The following is an 18,261-nucleotide window of genomic DNA, read 5'->3' as shown; positions in this document are numbered from 1 at the left end:
AGGGCGGGTGGTCGCGAAGACTGGCTGATTCCACTGTAAAGGGGGCGTCATCGCAGCTCAGCGGCGGGATGGCAGGGTGGCACGATCCAGGGATACAGCCGCGGGGGCCCCGGCGGGCGCGGGGGCGCTTCGACGGTCGCGTGCTGTGAGTGCGGGGCCACTACACTTGCGCCCATGTCCCTCGAACGGCCAAGCTTTGCACAGACAGCCGAATCCCGGTGCCGAATCAGTGGTGATCGCCCGTGACCGAATTGCGCTGGCGCTACGGCGCCGCCACCGACGTGGGCAAAGTCCGCGACCTCAACGAGGACTCCCATCTCGCGTCGCGGCGGCTGCTGGCGGTCGCCGACGGCGTGGGCGGCGCGGCGGCGGGCGAGGTCGCCAGCGGGGTGACCATCGCCGAGGTGACGCGCCTGGCCCGGCGCTCGCCGGTCGAGGCCCAGGCGGAGCTGGGCGAGGTGGTCGAGGCCGCCCGCGACCGCATCCGCGCGGCGGTGGCCGAGAACCCCGAGTCGGAGGGCATGGCGACGACGCTGACGGGCCTGTGGCTCGGCGACGACGCGGTCGACATCGTCCACATCGGCGACTCGCGCGCCTACCAGGTGCGCGGCGAGGACTTCGTGCAGGTCACGGTCGACGACTCGTACGTGCAGCACCTCGTGGACGAGGGTGCGATCACGCCCGCCGAGGCCCAGGACCACCCCTACCGGTCCGTGGTGACGCGGGTGCTCCAGGCCAATCCGGCCCCGGCGCACTTCGAGACGCGCCCGGCGCTGCTGGGCGACCGGTACATGCTGTGCTCGGACGGGCTGAGCGACGTCGTGGACGACACGGTCATCGAGCACGTGCTACGCGACTTCGCCGATCCGCAGGGCGCGGCCGAGGAGCTCGTGCGCCTCGCCCTGGAGGGCGGCGGGCCCGACAATGTGACGGTGGTCGTGGGGGACGTGGCCGAGCACCGGCAGCCGCGGCGCTGGCCGTGGGCGGTCGCGGCGGCCGGCGTGGTCCTGGTGATCGCGGTGATCGTGGCGGCCCTGTACCTCAGGGGCTGAGTACCTGCGCGGCTGAGCGCTCAGCCGGTCGCGATGCCGTTGAAGGCGGCGGCGGTGCGGGCGGTGTAGTCGAAGAAGGCCGCGTCGTCGGCGGTGACGTTCTCCAGGTGGCCGTGGAGTTCGTAGCCGATGACGCCGACCAGGCGGTTCCAGGCGAGGATGAGCCGTGCCGTCTCGTCGACGCTGAACGCCATGCCCTCCAACAGGACGAGCATCTCGGGCGTGATCGCGGACGGGTCGCAGACGGGGGCCGGCGGCGGGTCGAGCAGGCCCGCGCGCTTGGCGTCGGCGGTGATGCGGGCGAGGGTCAGGGGCATCCGCCCGGCGATCTGCGTGGTGAGGTGCGGTGCGGCGTACCCGGGGACGGGGGTGCCGAAGAGCAGCGCGTACTCGTGCCGGTTGGCGAGGGACCATTCGCGCACGCCGCGCCAGACGGCCAGCCAGCGCTCGGCGGGGCGGGCGGCCGGGTCGTCGGCGCCTTCGGCGGCGTCGCCGATCTCGGTGTAGGACTCCACGAGCAGCGCGGTGAGGAGTTCGTCGCGGCTGGCGAAGTAGCGGTAGATCGCCGAGGAGGCCATGCCGAGTTCGCGGGCCACCGATCGCAGTGAGAGGCCGACGGCGCCGACCTCGCCGAGCTGCCTGCGGGCGGCCTGGAGGATCTCCCTGGTCAGTTCGATGCGGGCGCGTTCTCTGGCGGTTCTCGGCGCGTTCATCGCCTCAGTGTACCGAAACGAGAGCACCGCTCTTGCGGCTTCGGGACGGGTGTGCAATCATTGCTCACAACAGAGAGCACTGCTCGCATAATGGAGCGGTGAACCACCTAGGAGCCCCCATGTCCCTCCCCCACGCACCCGCCTCCCCCGACCCCCGAGCCCGCATGGGCGCCTTCGCCTTCGGCCTCGCGGGTCTGCTGTTCGCCCTCTACGAGGCCGCCGCGCCGCGCGCCGACCAGACCACCCTCGAAGGCGCCGAGTCCTGGACCTCCGTCGGCTGGTCGGTCGCCCACGTCGCCGCCATCGTCGCCCTCATCCTCGTCCCGCTCGGCTACGGCGCCCTCCGTGGATTCTTTGAAGGGACGCGCAACGAGAAGACCGCGTTCCTCGCCGCCACCGTCGGCTACATCGGGTCGGCGCTGACGATCTCCTACTACGGCGCGGAGGTCTACGGACTCAAGGCCATCGGCGCCCGCGCCGTCGCCGACGGGGACGCGAGCCTCACCGAGGTCGGCGACGCCTTCCGCTACGACGCCACCGCCATGACCGTGTTCGCGATCGGCCTGGCGCTCATCGCGGTCGCCGCCGTCCTCGCCGCCGTCGCCGTCTGGCGCTCGGGCGTCCTCAACCGCTGGAGCGCCGTCCCGCTCGCCGCGCTCCTGGTCGCCATGCTGCCGCAGTACTTCCTGCCGCACGCCGGGCGCATCGCCTGGGGCGCTTTGGTCGCCGTCGCCGCGCTGTGGCTCGCCGCCGAACTGTGGCGCGCCGCGGGCCGCAAGGCCTAGGCCGGACATGAAGGAGGGCCCCGCGATCGCGGGGCCCTCCTTCACCGTCTCAAGCGGACAGTGCGATGCCGTCGAGGATGTCGTGCTCGCTGATGAGAACCTCGTCGATCCCGCTGCGCTCCATGATGGTCCGCAGCACCACGGCGCCCCCGACGATGACGTCGGCCCGGCCCGGGTGCATGACCGGGATCGCCAGGCGCTCGGCGTGACCGGCCGCGGCCAGATCCGCGGCCACGGCGGCGACCTGCGCGTACGTCAACCGCGTCCCGTCGATCGCCTCGGCGTCGTACGCCTTGAGGCCCAACGCGATCGCGGCGATGGTCGTCGCCGTCCCCGCGACCGCCACGAGCTCGGTCGCCTGCCGGTCCGCGTCGGCCACCGCGAGCGCCTTGTCCGCCACGGCGGTCACGTCGGCGACCGCCGCGTCCAGTTCGGACTCCAGCGGCGGGTCGGAGTGGAGGTGGCGCTCGGTCATGCGCACGCAGCCGACGTCCACCGAGATCGCCGCGAGCACCTCGGCGCCGTCGCCGCGCACGAACTCCGTCGAGCCGCCGCCGATGTCCAGCAGCAGGCGCTGGCCCTCGTGCGCGGGCAGCGTCGCGACCGCGCCGGTGAAGGAGAGCCGGGCCTCCTCGTCGCCGGTGATGACCTCCGGCTCCCGGCCGAGGACGGACGCGACCATCGCGGTGAAGTCGGCGGCGTTCGCCGCGTCGCGGCTCGCGGAGGTGGCGACCATGCGGACCGCCTCGGCGCCGTGCTCGCGGATCTGCGCCGTGTAGTCGGCAAGGGCGGCCCGGGTGCGCTCCAGGGCGGCCTCGGAGAGGCGGCCGGTCCGGTCGACGCCTTCGCCGAGGCGCACGACCTCCATGCGGCGCACCACGTCGTGCAGGCGCCCGGCCTCGTCGAGGTCGGCGATGAGCAGGCGGATCGAGTTGGTGCCGCAGTCGATCCCGGCAACGCGTCGGGTCATTCGCCGGCCTCCGTCCCGCAGCCGCCGCTCTTCCACCACTCGGGGAGCATCGCGATCGCCTCGTCCCCCATCGGGTCGACGCCCGGCCCGGCCGCGAGCGCGTGGCCGACCAGGGCGTGCAGGCACTTGACGCGGTCGGGCAGGCCGCCCGCCGAGACGCCGGCGATCTCGGGGACCTCGCCGAGCCGCGCGCGGCGCGCGAGGTAGTCCTCGTGGGCGCGGCGGTGGCGCGCGGCGAGCTCCGGATCGGCGGCGAGCCGCTCGTTCATGTCCTTCATGACCCCGCCGCCCTCCAGCCTGCCGATCGCCGAAGCGGCCTTGGTGCAGGTCAGGTAATACGTCGTCGGGAAGGGCGAGCCGTCGGGCAGGCGCGGCTCGGTCTCGACCACGGCGGGCTGCCCGCACGGGCAGCGCCAGGCCACGGCGCGGGCGCCGCGGATCGGGCGGCCGAGCTGCGCGGAGACGGCCCGGGCGTCGGCCTCGGTCACCGCTTCGGGTTCTTGGGGCCACGCTTCGGGCTTCACTTGGTCACTCCGCTGGTTCCTCGGTTTCGTCTGGGTCGAGCCGGTCGGCGTCTTCAAAGGTAGCGGCGAGCTCGTCGTACCAAGCCGGGTCGGCCCCCTCGGCGTCGTCCGCGCCACCGGTGTGCTTCGGGTCGTCCTCGTCGATGACGATGACGAGGTCCTCCCCGGGCGGCACCAGCAGCAGGCTCGAACGGATCTGCGCCTTGACGTACTCCGGGTCGTCCCACTTGAGGCGCTCGGCCTCCAGGTCGGCGATGCGCTCCTGCTGCGCCGACTGCTCGGCTTCGAGCCGGTTGATCTCGATGCGCTGCTCGACGTAGGTCCGCAGCGGATACGCGTAGGCGAGGGCCAGCGCCGACAGGACCAGCGCGAGGACGGCGGCGCGGCGGGAGAGCTTGCGGTCGGGCCGGTAGCGGACGCGTTTGACCTCGGCGCGGGCGACCGTCCCGGGGGCGGGGCGGCGGGCGGCGCGGGTGCGGCCGGGGCCGGTGGATCGCCCTCCGGGGCGGCTGGGTCGGCGGCTCGCGTTCACGGGCCCAGCCTAGTCGATGCGGGGACGGCGAAGGCCTCCGCGCCGAAGCGCGGAGGCCTTCCACTCGCGTGAGAGCGGGCCTTACTTGGCCTTGGCGAACTTCGGGAACGCCGAGGCGCCGGCGTAGCGCGCGGCGTCGCCGAGGTCCTCCTCGATGCGCAGCAGCTGGTTGTACTTGGCGACGCGGTCCGAGCGGGCCGGGGCGCCGGTCTTGATCTGGCCGCAGGACATCGCGACGGCGAGGTCGGCGATGGTGGTGTCCTCGGTCTCGCCCGAGCGGTGGCTCATCATGCAGCCGAAGCCGGCGCGGTGGGCCATCTCGACGGCGTCGGTGGTCTCGGTGAGCGAGCCGATCTGGTTGACCTTGACGAGGAGGCCGTTGGCGGCCTTCTCGTCGATGCCCCGGCGGATGCGCTCAGGGTTGGTGACGAACAGGTCGTCGCCGACGATCTGGAGGCGGTCGCCGACCTTGGCGGTGAGCGCGGACCAGCCGGCCCAGTCGTCCTCGGAGAGCGGGTCCTCGATGGACACGAACGGGTAGGCGCCGATGAGCTCCTCGTAGTAGGCGCTCATCTCCTCGCCGGTCTTCTTCTGGCCCTCGAAGAGGTAGGCGCCGTCGGTGAAGAACTCGGTGGCGGCCACGTCCATCGCGAAGGCGATGTCGGTGCCGAGCTTGTAGCCGGCCTTCTCGATCGCGACCGTGATGAGGTCGAGCGCGGCGCGGTTGGAGTCGAGGTTGGGGGCGAAGCCGCCCTCGTCGCCCAGGCCGGTGGAGAGGCCGCGGTCCTTGAGGACGGACTTGAGCGCGTGGTAGGTCTCCGCGCCCCAGCGCAGGGCCTCCTTGAACGTGGGGGCGCCGATCGGGGCGATCATGAACTCCTGCACGTCGACGTTGGAGTCCGCGTGGGAGCCGCCGTTGAGGATGTTCATCATCGGCACCGGCAGGAGGTGCGCGTTCGGGCCGCCGACGTAGCGGTACAGCGGCAGCTCGGCGGCGTCGGCCGCGGCCTTGGCGGCGGCGAGGGAGGCGCCGAGGATCGCGTTCGCGCCGAGGTTCGACTTGTCGGGGGTGCCGTCGGCGTCCAGGAGGGCCTGGTCGACCAGGCGCTGCTCGGAGGCCTCCAGGCCGATCAGGGCGTCGCGGATCGGGCCGTTGACGTTGTCGACGGCCTTCTCGACGCCCTTGCCGAGGTAGCGGCCCTTGTCGCCGTCGCGCAGCTCGATGGCTTCGAAGGCGCCGGTCGAGGCACCCGACGGGACGGCCGCCCGCTGGAGCGTGTCGTCGTCGAGCAGGATCTCCACTTCGACGGTGGGATTGCCGCGGGAGTCGAGGATCTCCCTTGCCCGGATGTCTTCAATTGCAGCCACTGTCACTCCTGAGATAGCCGAATCTGACGATCGGACCGATGACGGGTCCGTGTCCGAAGGATTTCGGCCGACCCGACACTGCGCCGGCCACAGCTCCTTAGGCTACGCCCCGGCCGGGAGCGCGGTGCTCCCGAGCCGCGAAAATGCAGCCGCGGCGACCCCGCCGCTGACGTAGCATGAGCGCTGGCCGGAACGCTATATGGTGAAGGCCGACCTCAGATCGGACACCCGTGCCGGGCGCGCCCCCCGGCTGCCGCCGGACGGATTCACGGCTCGCCCCGCCGAGTCCGCCCCGGCGGCTCGCGCCCGGGCACTACGGAAGTGGAGCCCCATGATCGTGCACAACCCCCTTCGACGCTGCGCCGTGCTCGGCGCCGCGGCGCTGCTGGCCCTCGCCGGCTGCTCGGGCGGAGGCGGCGGCGAGGAGCAGTCCTCGGAGGACCAGGTGGCGCTCACGGAGCTGAGCGACCGGCTGCTGGAGGCGGAGGACCACGCCTACACCGCCGAGTACCTGATGGAGGACTCGGGCGTGTCGGTGCTGGTCGCTGTGGACCCCGAGTCCGGGACGGCCGCCGTGGTCGTCGGCGACCGGCCTGAGCGCTGGACCGGCGAGGGCGACATGGAGGTGTGGCTCGGGCAGCGCCTGGAGGGCAAGCTGCCCCCGGAGGCCGACGTCGCGTCCTGGCTCGCCTCGGCCGCGGTCGACGCCTCGGCGTCCCTGGTGTTCACGGACACGACGCTCGCCGGGGAACTCGCCGACTGCGTCGACGTGCAGGGCGCGAAGGACTCCCCGGTCGGCTCCTTCGAGGTGTGCCTGACCACCGGCGGCGTCATCGCCTCCGTCGCCGCGAAGGTCGGCGACACCGCCTACACCGCCAAGCTCGTCAACTACCACGACGGCGTCGACGCCTCCTGGCTCGACGAACTCACCGGCCAGGCCCCGACCGACAACCAGTGATTCCACCGCCGCCGCCGCACGCGGCGCGCTACAGTCGCTCGGCGGGCCGGGCCCGGCGCCACGGGGGTACACCTGCAAAGGTGTCGGCGCCGGCCCGGCCCGCCAACACCCCCGACCCCTGTCGGCCGCATCACAAGCCCTATCCCGCTTGCGCACCCCGGGGGTCATGTGTGTAAAGTTGTCGTCGTTGCCGCGGCACGCCGCGAAAACAAGGCAAGCTCCCGTCGTCCAGGGGCCTAGGACGCCGCCCTCTCAAGGCGGAAACGGCGGTTCGAATCCGCTCGGGAGTACAAGTAGATATGCAGTTCGTAGCCTCGACTTTTGTCGGGGCTATTTTGCTTTTCGGGTGCGGCGGGGGCCGGGGTCAGATCGTGGTGTGTCGGCTCTTGCGGGTGCGGACGAGGGCGGTTGCGAGGGCCGCGGCACCGCACCAGTCGTGACGGCGAGGGCGGATCGGCCCTCGCCGTCTTTCTATGGGAGGACGCGGGCGATGGTTATGGTGTCGCCGGTGGCGGCGGGGTAGGCGGCGCTGGCGTCGGGGTAGGGCTTGAAGGCCTGGTAATCGTGGTCGGGGACGTCGATGTCGAAGCGGTCGCCGAGGGGTTCGCCAGTGGTGTCGTAGGCCTGGGCGGTGAGGGCGCCGCCGGATTCCCAGGCGAGGAGGAGGCCGTCGGCGTAGGCGACGAGGTGGGGGTGGGAGGTCTGGGCGCCCGTGTCGACTGTGGTGTCGGAGGGGCCGTCGGTGAAGTGTTCGAGGCGGGCCTCGCCGCCCTGGCTCCAGGCGGTCCAGTAGCCGTCGCCGGAGGCGACGAGGTCGCCGCCGAAGAGGGTGCCGTCGCAGGTGCCTTCGGCGACGGTGGTGTAGGCGGGGACGGCGATGCGGCAGGCGTTGTCGGTGGCGCAGACCATGCCGAACTCGTCGCGGTCGGGGTTCCAGGCGATGCGGGTGGTCCAGGAGTGGCTGCACCCGACCGCGAAGGCGTCGGGGTGGTCGGCGAGGTTCCCGTCCACGTCGACGACCTGCATGCGGTCGCCCTGGTGGATGTCGACGCAGCCCCCGTTCGCGACGGTGATCGCGACGCCGAAGTAGGCGGCGGTGCGCTCGCCGTCGGAGGCGAGGCGGCCGTGGTGCTGGTACCACCAGGTGAAGCGGGCGCCGTCGTCGTAGCCGGCGAGGCCGTCGCCGAGGTTGGTGACCTGGCGGTTCCACTGCTGCTCGCCCGCGTTGTCGAAGCGGATCATGTGGGTGGTGCGGCACGGGCTCGACTCGCCGCCGCACAGGTCGCCCGGGCCGCAGTCGCCTTCGCGGGTGACGAGAACGGTGACGCCCTCGGCGTCGGCGATGACGTCCTGGAGGTCGACGCCCTCGAAGTCGATCGGGTCGCCCTCGATCGCGTCGTCGCAGTCGAGGCGGGCGAGGTGGATGCGCTCGTCGGTGCCGTCCCAGGCGAGCCAGGAGGTGCCCGAGGGCGTGGCGGCGATCGCGGCCGGGAGCGGTTCGGTGTCGCCTTCGGAGCCGTTGCCGATGACGTTGGCGTCCACTTCGGTCAATGTGACTTCCGGTGCGCCGGTTGCGGTTCGGTTGCACAGGCCGTCGTCGGCTTCGGCGGCGGTCGTGGGGGCCTCGGTGGGTTCGGGCGAGGCCTCGGGCGATTCAGAGGGGGACGGCGAGGCGGACTCGGAGCCGCGGGCGGCCGGTTCACCGCCTCCGGCGCCGCTGTCGCCGCCGGAGGACATGGCGAACGCGACGCCCACGGTGGTGGCCGCGACGAGGCCGAGGGCGGTGCCCGCGACGACGAGCACGCGCCGCCAGTCCGCAGGGCGGGGTATCCGGTGCGAATGGATGCTGGCGCGGGGTGAAGGTCTACTCATTGCCGGTTTCGTCCTTCAAACGGCCGCCGCCCGTCCGGGAGACGGTAAAGGGTCGTGGAGACCGACCTTACCGACCCGGTGTGAGCGGTCAACACCCGCGGCACCGAAGAGGACGGAGGGCGCCCGGAGGCGCCCTCCGTCGCGTCACATGCGGTCGGGGGCTGCGATGCCCAGGAGCCCGAGGCCGTGGGCGAGGGTCTCGCGGGCGAGGCGGACGAGGGCCAGACGGTTGTCGCGGGCCTCGTCGGACTCGGCCTTGAGCACCGGGTTGGCCTCGTAGAAGCCGGTGAACGCGCGGGCGAGGGCGTAGAGGTACCCGCAGAGGCGGTGCGGTTCGCGTTCGGCCATCGCCTCGGCGAGGACCGCGCCGTAGGCGTCGAGGTGGAGGGCGAGGGCGCGCTCCTCTCGGGACATCGGGGCGGCCGGGGCCATGGGGGCGGTCATCGCGCCCGCCTTGCGCAGGATCGAGGCGAGGCGGGTGTGGGCGTACTGGAGGTACACGCCGGTGTCGCCGGTGAGGGCCACCATCTTGTCGCTGTCGAAGACGTAGTCCTTGATGCGGTTGTTGGACAGGTCGGCGTACTTGACCGCGCCGATCCCGGTGGCGGCGGCCAGCTCGGCGAGGTCCTCCCCTGCGGGGTGCTTCTCGGCGATGACCGCGCCCGCCTTGGCGATCGCCTCGTCGATGAGGCCCATGAGGCGGACCGTGCCGCCCGAGCGGGTCTTGTAGGGCCTGCCGTCGGGGCCGAGAACGGTGCCGAAGGGCACGTGGACGGCCTCGACGTCGCCTGAGAGCCAGCCCGCGCGGCGCGCGGTGGCGAAGACCTGCTTGAAGTGGAGAGCCTGGCGGGCGTCCACGACGTAGAGGATGCGGTCGGCCTTGAGGTCGCCGATGCGGTGGCGGATCGCGGCGAGGTCGGTGGCGGCGTAACCGTAGCCGCCGTCGGCCTTGCGCAGCAGCAACGGGACGGGTTCGCCGTCGGGGCCGGTGACGTCCTCGAAGAAGACGCACAGGGCCCCTTCGGACTCGACGGCGATCCCGGCCTCCACGAGTTCGGCGACGACGCCGTCGAGGAGGTGGTTGTAGGTCGACTCGCCCGCGAGGTCGGCCGCGGTGAGGCCGACGCCGAGGCGCTCGTAGATCGCGTCGAAGGCCGCCGCGGAGACGTCGACCAGGTCGCCCCAGACGCGGCGCGAGTCCTCGTCGCCGCCTTGGAGGGCGACGACGCGGGCGCGGGCGCGCTCCTTGAATGCGGGGTCGGCGTCGAAGACGGCGCGCGCCTCGCGGTAGAGCCTGTCGAGGACGGCGACGTTCGCGGTCGGGTCGGCCTCGTCGGCACGGTGCCATTCGGCCTCGGGGTGCTCACTCAGGTACTGGATGAGCATCCCGAACTGGGTGCCCCAGTCCCCCAGGTGGTTCTGGCGGATCACCGTGGCGCCCAACGCTTCGGCGAGGCGCGCGAGGGCGTCGCCGATGATCGTGGTGCGCAGGTGGCCGACGTGCATCTCCTTGGCGACGTTCGGGCCGGAGTAGTCGACGACGATCCGCTCGCCCGCCAGCGGGAGGCCGACGCCGAGCCGGTCGGCGTCGAGGCGCGCGGCCACCTGCTTCCAGACGGCCTCACTGGTGATCGCGATGTTGACGAAGCCGGGACCGGAGGCCTCGGCCGTCGCGATCAGGTCGGGGGCGTCGATCGCGGCGGCGACGGCCTCGCCGAGTTCGCGCGGGTTGCGGCCGTGCCGCTTGGCGAGCGGGAGGGCGCCGTTGGCCTGGTAGTCGGCGCGGTCGCTTCGTCGCACCAGTGGCTCCGGCCCGCCGGTCTCGGGCAGGGCTCGTCGGAGGGCGTCGACCACGGCGGTCTCGACGGCCTCTACGAGCGGAGTCACTGGTTCGACGTTCACGAATGCTTCCTTCGACATCGGGTCCCGCGAAGAGCGGATGTTTTCGCAGGTAAGGGTATCCGAGGTCGAAAAGGGGCCGGGGCGGCGGGGCGGAAGGCCGGTCGGGTCGCGGCCCCGGTCGCGCCGGGGCCGCGGGCGCCTCAGCGTTCGACGCGGTGGACGGCGGCCGCCACGGCGTCGATCTGGCCGGGCCCCTGGCGCCCGAAGGGGTCGCGGACCTCGACGGCGAGGCCGGGGGCGAGGAGGCGGGCGGCCTCGCGCTCGGTCTTGAAGCCGTCCTGCCCGAACGGCTCGGTGGCCCAGTCGACGTCGCGCTCGTGGTACTCGGCGAGGAACGCGCGCAGCGAGACGAGGTCGGCGAGGGCGTCGCTCCGCAGCACCTGGACCTGAAGGTCGACGCGCCAGGAGCCGGGCTCGATCTCGGTCTCCCAGACCCGCTGGACGAACTTGACCTCGCCCCATTCGAACTCGAAGTCGGAGGCGGTGCCGAGGCGGTCGGGCAGGTGGCCGATGGAGAGTCCGTCGAGCAGCGTTTCAGTCCCACTGATAGTCATGACGATATTGTACCGATTCGTCCGTCTTGTCGGACGAGTCGTGGCCTCGCCTCAGGAGGCCGCCAGCGCGATGAGGGCGGTGATCACGGCGAAGGAGCAGGCCACGATGCCGATCACGAGGCCGGTGGTCGCCAGGCCGCGCCCGGAGACGCCGCCGCGGGCGGCGTTGATCTGGCGCTTCGCGTAGAGGGCGAGGCCGACCGAGCCGATGCCGGTGAGCGCGGCGAACATGAAGAAGGTGAACCCCGTCCAGGGGCTGAAGCCCGCGGCGATGAGGCCGGGGATCGCACCGAGGACGCCGCCGATGCCCGCCACCAGCGAACCGATGGCCGGGCCGGACGGAATGGGTTTGAGCCGCGGCTGCACCAGCTGGTAGCCGTCGACCAGGACGGGCGGGGGGAAGGCGAAGTGGGGCCAGCCCGGCGGGGCCGGGCGGGCGGGGTAGGGGGGCTGGGGGTGGGAGTACGGGTAAGGGGGCTGGGCCTGCGAGTACCCGGGCGGCTGCGGCCCCACCGGGTGCGGGGGCGGCTGCATGTGAGGTTGGTACGGGTCCTGCGAGGTCACGCCCCCAGACTAGCCGCCGCGCAGTGAACGCGCGACCTCGGTGAAGTACTCGTCGACCTCACCGGTGTCGTAGCCGCGCAACGTCAACTGGAATCCGAGATTGGTCAGCGAATCGGGGTGCGGGGGCGAGCCGGCGTCGGTGGCCTTCCGGATCCGGGCAACGGCGCGGTCGACTTGACTTCGGTCGTATCCGCGAAAACGGACAGAGAAGAAGGGGTTCTCCATACGTCACAGTCTGCCAGATCACCACCACTCCACGGGTTCGGCCCGGCACCAGGTGTATTTGTCAGGAATTGTCGATGAGCAATTGGTGCATTTCACAGAATGAGGCGTTTCCACCGTTTCACCTGGTGTCGGATCCGCTTGGCATAGCCGCTCGCGATCGCCGTGGCGGCCTTCGCGTCCGATTCGGAGACCGCTTCGGGAGCGAACGCCGCGGCGTTCACCAGACGCGGCAGCGCGCCGATGTCCGCCTCCAGTGACGCGAGCCGGGCGGCCGCCTCCTCGGCGTTGAGATGGCCCGGCACCTTCACCCCCGCGCGGGCGGCCGCCGCGAGCACCTCGGCCCAGGCCCCCGCCACACGCTCGGCGGGACTCCCCCGCGACAGGCGCCTGCGCCGCCGCAGCGCCCGGCGCGCCTTGAGCACCAGCGGCACGCACGCGAGCACCAGCGCGGCCGCGGCGTACCAGACCCAGCGCGGCAGCGCGTCGTCCTCCGCGGCGGCCTCCTCGGCGAAGTCGGCGTCCTGTTCGAGGGCCTCGTCGTTGTAGTCCTCGGCCTCGCCGCCGCCACCGGACTCCTCCTCCTCGCTGGGGGTCTCCTCCTCCAGCTTCTCCAGGGTGTCCTCGGGCGGGGACGGCACCGAGCCGGCCGCCGGCAGCGGGTCGAAGCGGACCCAGCCGACGCCGTCGAAGGCGATCTCGGGCCAGGCCATGCCCTGGGAAGCGGTGACGGTGCTGGCCCCCGCGGGCACGTCGAAGCCGACCACGACGCGGCTCGGCAGGCCGACGAGGCGCGCGATGACCGCGTAGGAGGCCGCGAAGTGCTCGCTGGTGCCGCGCTGGCCGCCGAGGGCGATCGGGTCGCCGAGGAAGAACCCGAGGGCGGGCAGGTCGTGCCCGGAGGGCGCCTCGGCGTCGAAGGCGTAGTGCTCGGCGAGGAAGTCCGCGAGGCCTTGGGCGCGTTCGTAAGGGGTGTCGAACTCGGTGCGGATGTAGTCGGCGATGGTCGCCATGACCTCGGGGGTGCCGGGCGGGACGACGACGGTGGCGCCGTCGCCGAGGTCGGGCCGGGCGCTCTCGGCGGCGGCCGCGTCGACCTGGACGAGCGCGGAGTCGACGCTGAAGGCCGAGCCGGTGGCGAGGCCGTCGGGGGTGAGCAGGCACCTGGTGTGGAGGTTGACGGCGATCGGGAGGTCGGTGACGGCGGTCGGGTCGGCGGCGGCGGGCACGAGTTTGCCGCCGAGCTCGATGATCTCGACGTCCGCGGTGTAGGTGGCCTCGCCGCTGCCGGGGATGACGGTGCCGGCGGTACGGAAGTCGCCGGAGGCCTGCCAGGTGGTGCCGTCGTATTCGGTGAGGACGGCCAGGCGCATCCACGCGTCGGCGCTCGTGTCGGCGCGGAACAGCTCCTGCTCGGGGTACTTCGCCCATTCGGCGATGCGCACGAGCGGGTTGAGGTCGATGTCGGTGAGCTGCGGGGGCTCGACGTACTCGCGGGGGTCGCCGGGGCTCGCGGTGACGAGGCGGGCGACCGCGGGGCCGAGGACGGCGACCGCGGCGAGGAGGACGGTGGTGGTGACGACCGCGCCCATGAGGGCGGGCGTGCGCGAGGGCGCGGCGCCGTCGACCTTCGCGTCGCGGTCGGGGCGCCGCTCGGGCGGGGCGGCGGTGACGGCGAGCGCGAGGGCGGCCAGGACGCAGTAGGCGATCGCCCAGAGCGTCCCGGCGGCGGCGTTGGGGCCCACGAGGTAGAGCCCGGCGCCGTACAGGAGCGTCGGCGGGAGGCACCCGAGGAGGGTGCGGCCGTAGCGGATCGCGAACTCGCAGGCGAGGGTCGCGGCGAGCCAGGTGAGGAAGACCGGGACGATCACGGTGTCCGGCGCGGGCTCGACGGGGATGAGCGCGGTGAGCGTGCGGGGCACGGCGTTGACGAGCGCGTCCACGATGACGGTGCCGAGCGGCTCGGTGCCGTCGGCGGTGAGCGCGATCGCGCCGAGGAGGTAGGCGGCGAGGCCGGTGGCCGAGACGCTCGGGGCGAGGAACGCGGGCCGGTTGCGCAAGGCGAAGCCGATCGCGAAGGCGCCCAGGGCCGCCCCGGCGACGAGGAGGGTGAGGAGCTGCCCGTGGTAGACGCGGGCGGCGACGGCGCCCGCGAGGGCGCACATGAGGGTGAGGGCGGCCGCGACGGCGGCGACCCGGAGTCGGTAGCGGGTGCGTCTCATGGGGTGCCGTTCATAGCCGGGTGCCGCCGTTGTTCCAGGCGGCGGCGAACTGCTCGCCGTCTGCCGCGCGGATGGTCGGCAGTCCGCCGGCGAGCGCGGCGGAGGTGGGGAGCCCGGCCGCGAGGTGGACGGCGATCACGGTCGGGTAGGCCCGCTTGAGGACGGCGAGGCGGTCGGTGGGCGGCTCGGTCCCGGTGATCCACACGAGCGTGTCGCCGTACTTCGCGGCCGAGAGACGCGCGACATAGGCGTCGAGGGTGTCGGCGGCGTCGGGGGCGAGCTCGGCGAGGAGGTCGCCGTAGGAGTCGCGGCCCGCGCCCGAGACCGTCGCGCCGGAGGCGGGCACGAGCGCGGCGTGGTACTCGGCGCGGAAGCAGGCGGTGAGGACCGAGTAGGCGGCCTCGCAGGCCGCCTCGAACGCCTCGGGCTCGGGCCAGCTGTCGGGCCGGTCGTCCACGGCGATGGCCACGGTGGGCAGCGAGGTGTCGAGGTGCTCCTTGACCATGAGCTTGCCGATGCGCGCGGAGGTGCGCCAGTGGACGTGACGCAGCTCGTCGCCGATGACGTACTCGCGCAGGGCGTGGAAGGTCAGCGAGCCCTGCTCGACCTTGTCGGCGGTGCCTTCGAGGGAGCGGGCGAGGCCGTCGGGGGTGCGGCCGAGGAGGTGGAGGCGCGGGTGGATCCACAGCCGGGCCGTGGGGCCGAAGTTCCCGGCGGTCGCGGCGAGGCCGAGGAGGTCGCGCTTGCCGATGCTCAGCGGCCCGGCGTCGATCACGCCGCGCCGCTCGGCCTCGATGCGGTAGCTCGCCGCGGCGCTCTTGCCGGGGCGCAGGCGCGCGAGCGGCACGGCCACGCGGCGGGCCGGGACGCCCCTCGGCGACGCTTGCGAGCCGTAAGTGTGCGCTGTGCCGCCGTACGTGTCGACGGTGCGGGCGTTGACCGAGCGCCAGCGCCCGGTGTTGCGGATCGTGAGGGCCACTTCGGCGGTGTGGCCGACCGAGACGCGGTCGGGGGTGACGCCGCGCTCGACTTCGAGGCGCGGCCTGGCGGCGATCACGGACGCGGCGGCGACGCAGGCGAGCACCGCGACCGCGCCGACGGCGGCGAGTTCGGGGTAGCCCCAGGTCCAGCCCGCGGCCAGGAGCGCCACCGCGGCGACGGCGAGGCCGACGCCGCGCGAGGTGACCGGCACGGCCAGGGCGAGGTCGGCGAGCCGGGCCGCGGTCCCCCGCGGGGCGGGCCGGTCCGCCGGGACCGGTTCGGGCCCGGCGGTCGCACCGGGCCCGCTCATGCCGCCGAGGCGGGCAGCGGGACGGGGACCTGGTCGAAGGCGTCGGCGACGACGGCGGCGCCGTTGGCCCCGCGCATCGCCGCGTCGGGGGCGAGCTGGATGCGGTGGGCGAACACCGGTCCGGCCAGGGCCTTGACGTCCTCGGGGACGATGTAGGTGCGCCCCTGGGAGAGGGCGAACACGCTCGCGGCCTTCGTCAGGGCGATGAGCCCGCGGGGGCTGACCCCGACGGCGACCTGCGGGTGGTTGCGGGTCGCGTTCGCCAGCTGCACGAGGTAGGCGTACAGCGGCTCGGCGATGTAGACCTGCTTGGCGAGGTCGGCCATCTGCGCCACCGTGTCGGTGTCGACCACGGCGGGCAGGTGCTCGGGCGAGCGCTGGTGCGTGCCGCGCAGGACCTCGATCTCGGCGGCCTCGACCGGGTAGCCCACCGAGAGCTTCACGAGGAAGCGGTCGAGCTGGGCCTCGGGGAGGCGGTAGGTGCCGTCCATCTCGACGGGGTTCTGGGTGGCGACGACGAGGAACGGCTGCGGCACCTGGTGCGGGTGGCCGTCCACGGTGACCCGGCCCTCCTCCATGACCTCCAGGAGCGCCGACTGCGTCTTCGGGCTCGCCCGGTTGATCTCGTCGGCGATCACGATGTTGGCGAAGACCGGGCCGGGGTGGAACTCGAAGGCGCCGCTGGCCTGGTTGAAGATCGTGACGCCGGAGACGTCGGACGGCAGCAGGTCGGGCGTGAACTGGATGCGCCGCCACTGGCCCGAGACGGCGGCGGCGATGGCCCGGGCCAGCGTGGTCTTGCCGGTCCCGGGCACGTCCTCCAGCAGGATGTGGCCTTCGGCGAACATGGCGGTGAGCGCCAGGCGCACCACCTCCTGCTTGCCGAGCACGACGGTGTCGACGGCCGCGGCGAGCCGCTCGAACGTGGCGGCGAACTGCTCGGCCTGCTGGGCGCCGAGCTGCACCGGCTGCTGGAGGCGCCTAGGCACGTGCAGCGGGTGTGTCTGCTCGGTGTCGTGCATGGTCGTCCTTCTTCATTCGTCTAGCCGCAGTCTCGCAGCGCGCCGACGGAGTTCTTGCCCTCGCCGGCGATGTTCAACCAGGCGAACGAGATGTAAGCGACGTCGTTGTCGCCGTAGTTCACTCGGATCCACTTGTTCGTCGAGTCCTTGCCCTTGTGGTACTCGTGGTAGCCGTCCTGCTCGTCGCCGCGCGGGGTGACGGTGGTGCCGGTGGTGTAGCACATCGCGGTGAGGGCCTTGCCGGTCTTGACGTAGCCGAGGGCCTTGCCGGAGCCGGGCCCGGACATGATCGCCACGCCGTCGGCGCCGCCGTTGTCCTCGGACCCGGCGTTGCAGTAGATGCTGTCGACCTCGGAGCAGCCGAAGAAGACCTCGCCGTTGATGTTCTGGGTCCGGACGGTCACGGTGTCGCTCTTGGCCGTGCCCACCGGGTTGGTGATCTCGATGCGCAGGCTGTGGTCGGTCGAGGCGTAGTGCTGGAGGGTGTTCATCGACCCGTCGCACGGCTCGGTGACCTCGGCGCTCGTCGCGGTCGAGCGGAAGAGCTTGCAGGTGGCCTGGCCGCCGCCGTCGTCGTACGTGAAGTTCACGGTCATGACGCTGGTGGTGCTGGAGCTGCCGGAGATGGCGACCTGCGGGGCGACCATCGTGTTCGAGGAGGTCTCGGCCGGGGCGGACTCGCCCGCCTCGTTCACGGCGACGATCGAGACCGGGACGGTCTCGCCGTTGCTGAAGCCCTCGATGCGGGCCGAGGTCGTGGTGGCCTCGACCTCTTTGCCTCCGGCCCTGACGATGTACTTCTGGATGTCGCGGCCGTTGTTGGACGGCTGAGTCCAGGTCACCTCGATGGCGCCGGCCGCGTCCTTCGCCGTCACGGCCAAGGGGGCGCCCGGGGCGTCGGGGACGTTGAACGGGGTGACCGAACCGGACGGCGCGGAGGGCTCGGAGGCGGCGGTGCCGGACAGCGTCGTCACCTCGAAGACGTACTGCGTGCCGTAGTCGAGGCTCCCCGCCGGTGCGGTGAAGGTGGTGCCGGTGGCCTCGCCGACCACGGACTGCTCGCCGCCCGCGGCGACGGCCGCGACCTGGTAGCCGCTGACCTCGTTGCCCTGGCCGTTCGCCTCGTCCCACGAGACGGTGACCGTGCCGTCGTTGTTCGCGGTCGCCTCGACGGCGCCGACCGGGTCGGGGACCTCGGCGGACGGCGTGATCGACGGCGAGGTCGCGGTGTCGCCCTCGCCCTCGGCGTTGTGGGCGGTCACGGTGAACGTGTACGGGGTGCCGTTCTCCAGGTCCTTGATCTCCAGGACCCGCTGGCCCGCGGCGATCTCCCAGGTCTCGCCCGCGCCTTCGACCACGTACTTCGTCAGGGCCGAGCCGTTGTTCGGGGCGGCGTCCCAGGAGAGGTTGATGAGGCCGTCGCCGACGGTGCCGCCGAGGTTGGTGACCGCGCCGGGCGGGCCGACCTCGGGGGCGGCCTCCTCGTTGCCCTCTTCGTCGCCTTCGTCGTCGCCGCCTTGGTCCTCGTCCGGCGGGGCGTCGCCGCCGAGGATGTCGTCGCGGTTCTTGTCGGCGAGTCGGGCGTTGCCGTCGGAGGAGACGACGACGGCCTGGTTGGTGTTGACGGCGTTGGCGAACAGCGTGTCGCCGGGGTGGTACAGCTCGATCGGGCCGCCCCCGGAGTCGAGTTCGATCCGGGTCAGCTCGGTA

At 72.6% G+C, this 18,261-nt stretch carries 17 protein-coding genes and 1 tRNA gene; 4 read left to right on the top strand and 14 right to left on the bottom strand.

Annotation, left to right across the window (positions count from 1 at the left end; translation table 11 throughout):
- Positions 1–242 precede the first annotated feature (242 nt).
- On the top strand, positions 243–1,052 hold the full coding sequence (locus E9998_RS01785; protein WP_136527972.1) for a PP2C family protein-serine/threonine phosphatase: 810 nt from the start codon (positions 243–245) through the stop codon (positions 1,050–1,052).
- Between the two features lie 20 nt (positions 1,053–1,072).
- On the opposite strand, the gene E9998_RS01780 is transcribed toward E9998_RS01785, so the two are convergent.
- A complete protein-coding gene (locus E9998_RS01780) occupies positions 1,073–1,765 on the bottom strand; it encodes a TetR/AcrR family transcriptional regulator (protein WP_136527971.1) in 693 nt (230 codons plus the stop codon).
- 119 nt (positions 1,766–1,884) lie between these two features.
- On the opposite strand from E9998_RS01780, the gene E9998_RS01775 reads away from it, so the two are divergent.
- Positions 1,885–2,550, top strand: coding sequence for a hypothetical protein (locus E9998_RS01775; protein WP_136527970.1), 666 nt, complete (start codon positions 1,885–1,887; stop codon positions 2,548–2,550).
- Positions 2,551–2,599: 49 nt separating this feature from the next.
- On the opposite strand, the gene E9998_RS01770 is transcribed toward E9998_RS01775, so the two are convergent.
- The 4 genes from E9998_RS01770 to eno all read right to left on the bottom strand — a co-directional run bounded on the left by E9998_RS01770 (position 2,600) and on the right by eno (position 5,944).
- The gene (locus tag E9998_RS01770) at positions 2,600–3,520 is read right to left on the bottom strand and encodes a Ppx/GppA phosphatase family protein (protein WP_136527969.1); all 921 of its coding nucleotides are present in this window, start codon (positions 3,518–3,520) and stop codon (positions 2,600–2,602) included.
- Entirely contained in the window at positions 3,517–4,044 is a 528-nt protein-coding gene (locus E9998_RS01765) for a DUF501 domain-containing protein (RefSeq protein WP_136527968.1), read from the bottom strand. Before E9998_RS01765 ends, E9998_RS01770 begins: the two co-directional genes overlap by 4 nt.
- Before the next feature lie 4 nt (positions 4,045–4,048).
- The gene (locus E9998_RS01760) at positions 4,049–4,576 is read right to left on the bottom strand and encodes an FtsB family cell division protein (protein WP_136527967.1); all 528 of its coding nucleotides are present in this window, start codon (positions 4,574–4,576) and stop codon (positions 4,049–4,051) included.
- An 81-nt stretch (positions 4,577–4,657) separates the two neighbouring features.
- The gene (gene eno / locus E9998_RS01755; RefSeq protein WP_136527966.1) at positions 4,658–5,944 is read right to left on the bottom strand and encodes a phosphopyruvate hydratase; all 1,287 of its coding nucleotides are present in this window, start codon (positions 5,942–5,944) and stop codon (positions 4,658–4,660) included.
- A gap of 331 nt (positions 5,945–6,275) precedes the next feature.
- On the opposite strand from eno, the gene E9998_RS01750 reads away from it, so the two are divergent.
- Together E9998_RS01750 and E9998_RS01745 are read left to right on the top strand one after the other, a co-directional pair.
- On the top strand, positions 6,276–6,902 hold the full coding sequence (locus tag E9998_RS01750; protein WP_136527965.1) for a hypothetical protein: 627 nt from the start codon (positions 6,276–6,278) through the stop codon (positions 6,900–6,902).
- A gap of 217 nt (positions 6,903–7,119) precedes the next feature.
- Positions 7,120–7,192 (top strand) — tRNA-Glu (locus tag E9998_RS01745).
- Positions 7,193–7,373: 181 nt separating this feature from the next.
- Here the strand turns inward: E9998_RS01745 and E9998_RS01740 are convergent.
- The 9 genes from E9998_RS01740 to E9998_RS01700 form a co-directional block, all read right to left on the bottom strand.
- Entirely contained in the window at positions 7,374–8,774 is a 1,401-nt protein-coding gene (locus E9998_RS01740; RefSeq protein WP_136527964.1) for a hypothetical protein, read from the bottom strand.
- A 144-nt stretch (positions 8,775–8,918) separates the two neighbouring features.
- A complete protein-coding gene (gene argS / locus E9998_RS01735; RefSeq protein ID WP_136527963.1) occupies positions 8,919–10,694 on the bottom strand; it encodes an arginine--tRNA ligase in 1,776 nt (591 codons plus the stop codon).
- Positions 10,695–10,816: 122 nt separating this feature from the next.
- Entirely contained in the window at positions 10,817–11,230 is a 414-nt protein-coding gene (locus E9998_RS01730; RefSeq protein ID WP_136527962.1) for a hypothetical protein, read from the bottom strand.
- 51 nt (positions 11,231–11,281) lie between these two features.
- Positions 11,282–11,794, bottom strand: a complete 513-nt coding sequence (locus E9998_RS01725) for a DUF4190 domain-containing protein (protein ID WP_136527961.1) — start codon at positions 11,792–11,794, stop codon at positions 11,282–11,284.
- A gap of 9 nt (positions 11,795–11,803) precedes the next feature.
- A complete protein-coding gene (locus E9998_RS01720; protein ID WP_136527960.1) occupies positions 11,804–12,019 on the bottom strand; it encodes a DivIVA domain-containing protein in 216 nt (71 codons plus the stop codon).
- Positions 12,020–12,111: 92 nt separating this feature from the next.
- The gene (locus tag E9998_RS01715) at positions 12,112–14,238 is read right to left on the bottom strand and encodes a transglutaminase TgpA family protein (protein WP_136527959.1); all 2,127 of its coding nucleotides are present in this window, start codon (positions 14,236–14,238) and stop codon (positions 12,112–12,114) included.
- A 10-nt stretch (positions 14,239–14,248) separates the two neighbouring features.
- A complete protein-coding gene (locus E9998_RS01710) occupies positions 14,249–15,529 on the bottom strand; it encodes a DUF58 domain-containing protein (protein ID WP_204745192.1) in 1,281 nt (426 codons plus the stop codon).
- Positions 15,526–16,551 (bottom strand): AAA family ATPase, encoded by a 1,026-nt coding sequence (locus E9998_RS01705; RefSeq protein ID WP_136527958.1) that lies wholly within the window; start codon positions 16,549–16,551, stop codon positions 15,526–15,528. Before E9998_RS01705 ends, E9998_RS01710 begins: the two co-directional genes overlap by 4 nt.
- A gap of 20 nt (positions 16,552–16,571) precedes the next feature.
- On the bottom strand, positions 16,572–18,261 hold a 1,690-nt coding region (locus E9998_RS01700; RefSeq protein WP_136527957.1), incomplete at its 5' end, for a fibronectin type III domain-containing protein.

It is taken from the genome of Glycomyces paridis, assembly GCF_004912155.1.
GTDB classification, from domain to species: Bacteria; Actinomycetota; Actinomycetes; order Mycobacteriales; family Micromonosporaceae; genus Glycomyces; species Glycomyces paridis.
The sequence above is the reverse complement of the archived record's forward strand: the minus strand, read 5'-3'. Positions and strand labels throughout refer to the sequence as shown.

Excerpts from the sequence above, each read along its gene's own strand:
- E9998_RS01770 (WP_136527969.1), bottom strand. The coding sequence starts at position 3,520 with ATGACCCGACGCGTTGCCGGGATCGACTGCGGCACCAACTCGATCCGC.
- E9998_RS01715 (WP_136527959.1), bottom strand. The coding sequence starts at position 14,238 with ATGAGACGCACCCGCTACCGACTCCGGGTCGCCGCCGTCGCGGCCGCC.
- E9998_RS01730 (WP_136527962.1), bottom strand. The coding sequence starts at position 11,230 with ATGACTATCAGTGGGACTGAAACGCTGCTCGACGGACTCTCCATCGGC.
- E9998_RS01720 (WP_136527960.1), bottom strand. The coding sequence starts at position 12,019 with ATGGAGAACCCCTTCTTCTCTGTCCGTTTTCGCGGATACGACCGAAGT.
- E9998_RS01775 (WP_136527970.1), top strand. The coding sequence starts at position 1,885 with ATGTCCCTCCCCCACGCACCCGCCTCCCCCGACCCCCGAGCCCGCATG.
- E9998_RS01740 (WP_136527964.1), bottom strand. The coding sequence starts at position 8,774 with ATGAGTAGACCTTCACCCCGCGCCAGCATCCATTCGCACCGGATACCC.
- E9998_RS01750 (WP_136527965.1), top strand. The coding sequence starts at position 6,276 with ATGATCGTGCACAACCCCCTTCGACGCTGCGCCGTGCTCGGCGCCGCG.
- argS (WP_136527963.1), bottom strand. The coding sequence starts at position 10,694 with ATGTCGAAGGAAGCATTCGTGAACGTCGAACCAGTGACTCCGCTCGTA.
- E9998_RS01780 (WP_136527971.1), bottom strand. The coding sequence starts at position 1,765 with ATGAACGCGCCGAGAACCGCCAGAGAACGCGCCCGCATCGAACTGACC.
- E9998_RS01705 (WP_136527958.1), bottom strand. The coding sequence starts at position 16,551 with ATGCACGACACCGAGCAGACACACCCGCTGCACGTGCCTAGGCGCCTC.
- E9998_RS01710 (WP_204745192.1), bottom strand. The coding sequence starts at position 15,529 with ATGAGCGGGCCCGGTGCGACCGCCGGGCCCGAACCGGTCCCGGCGGAC.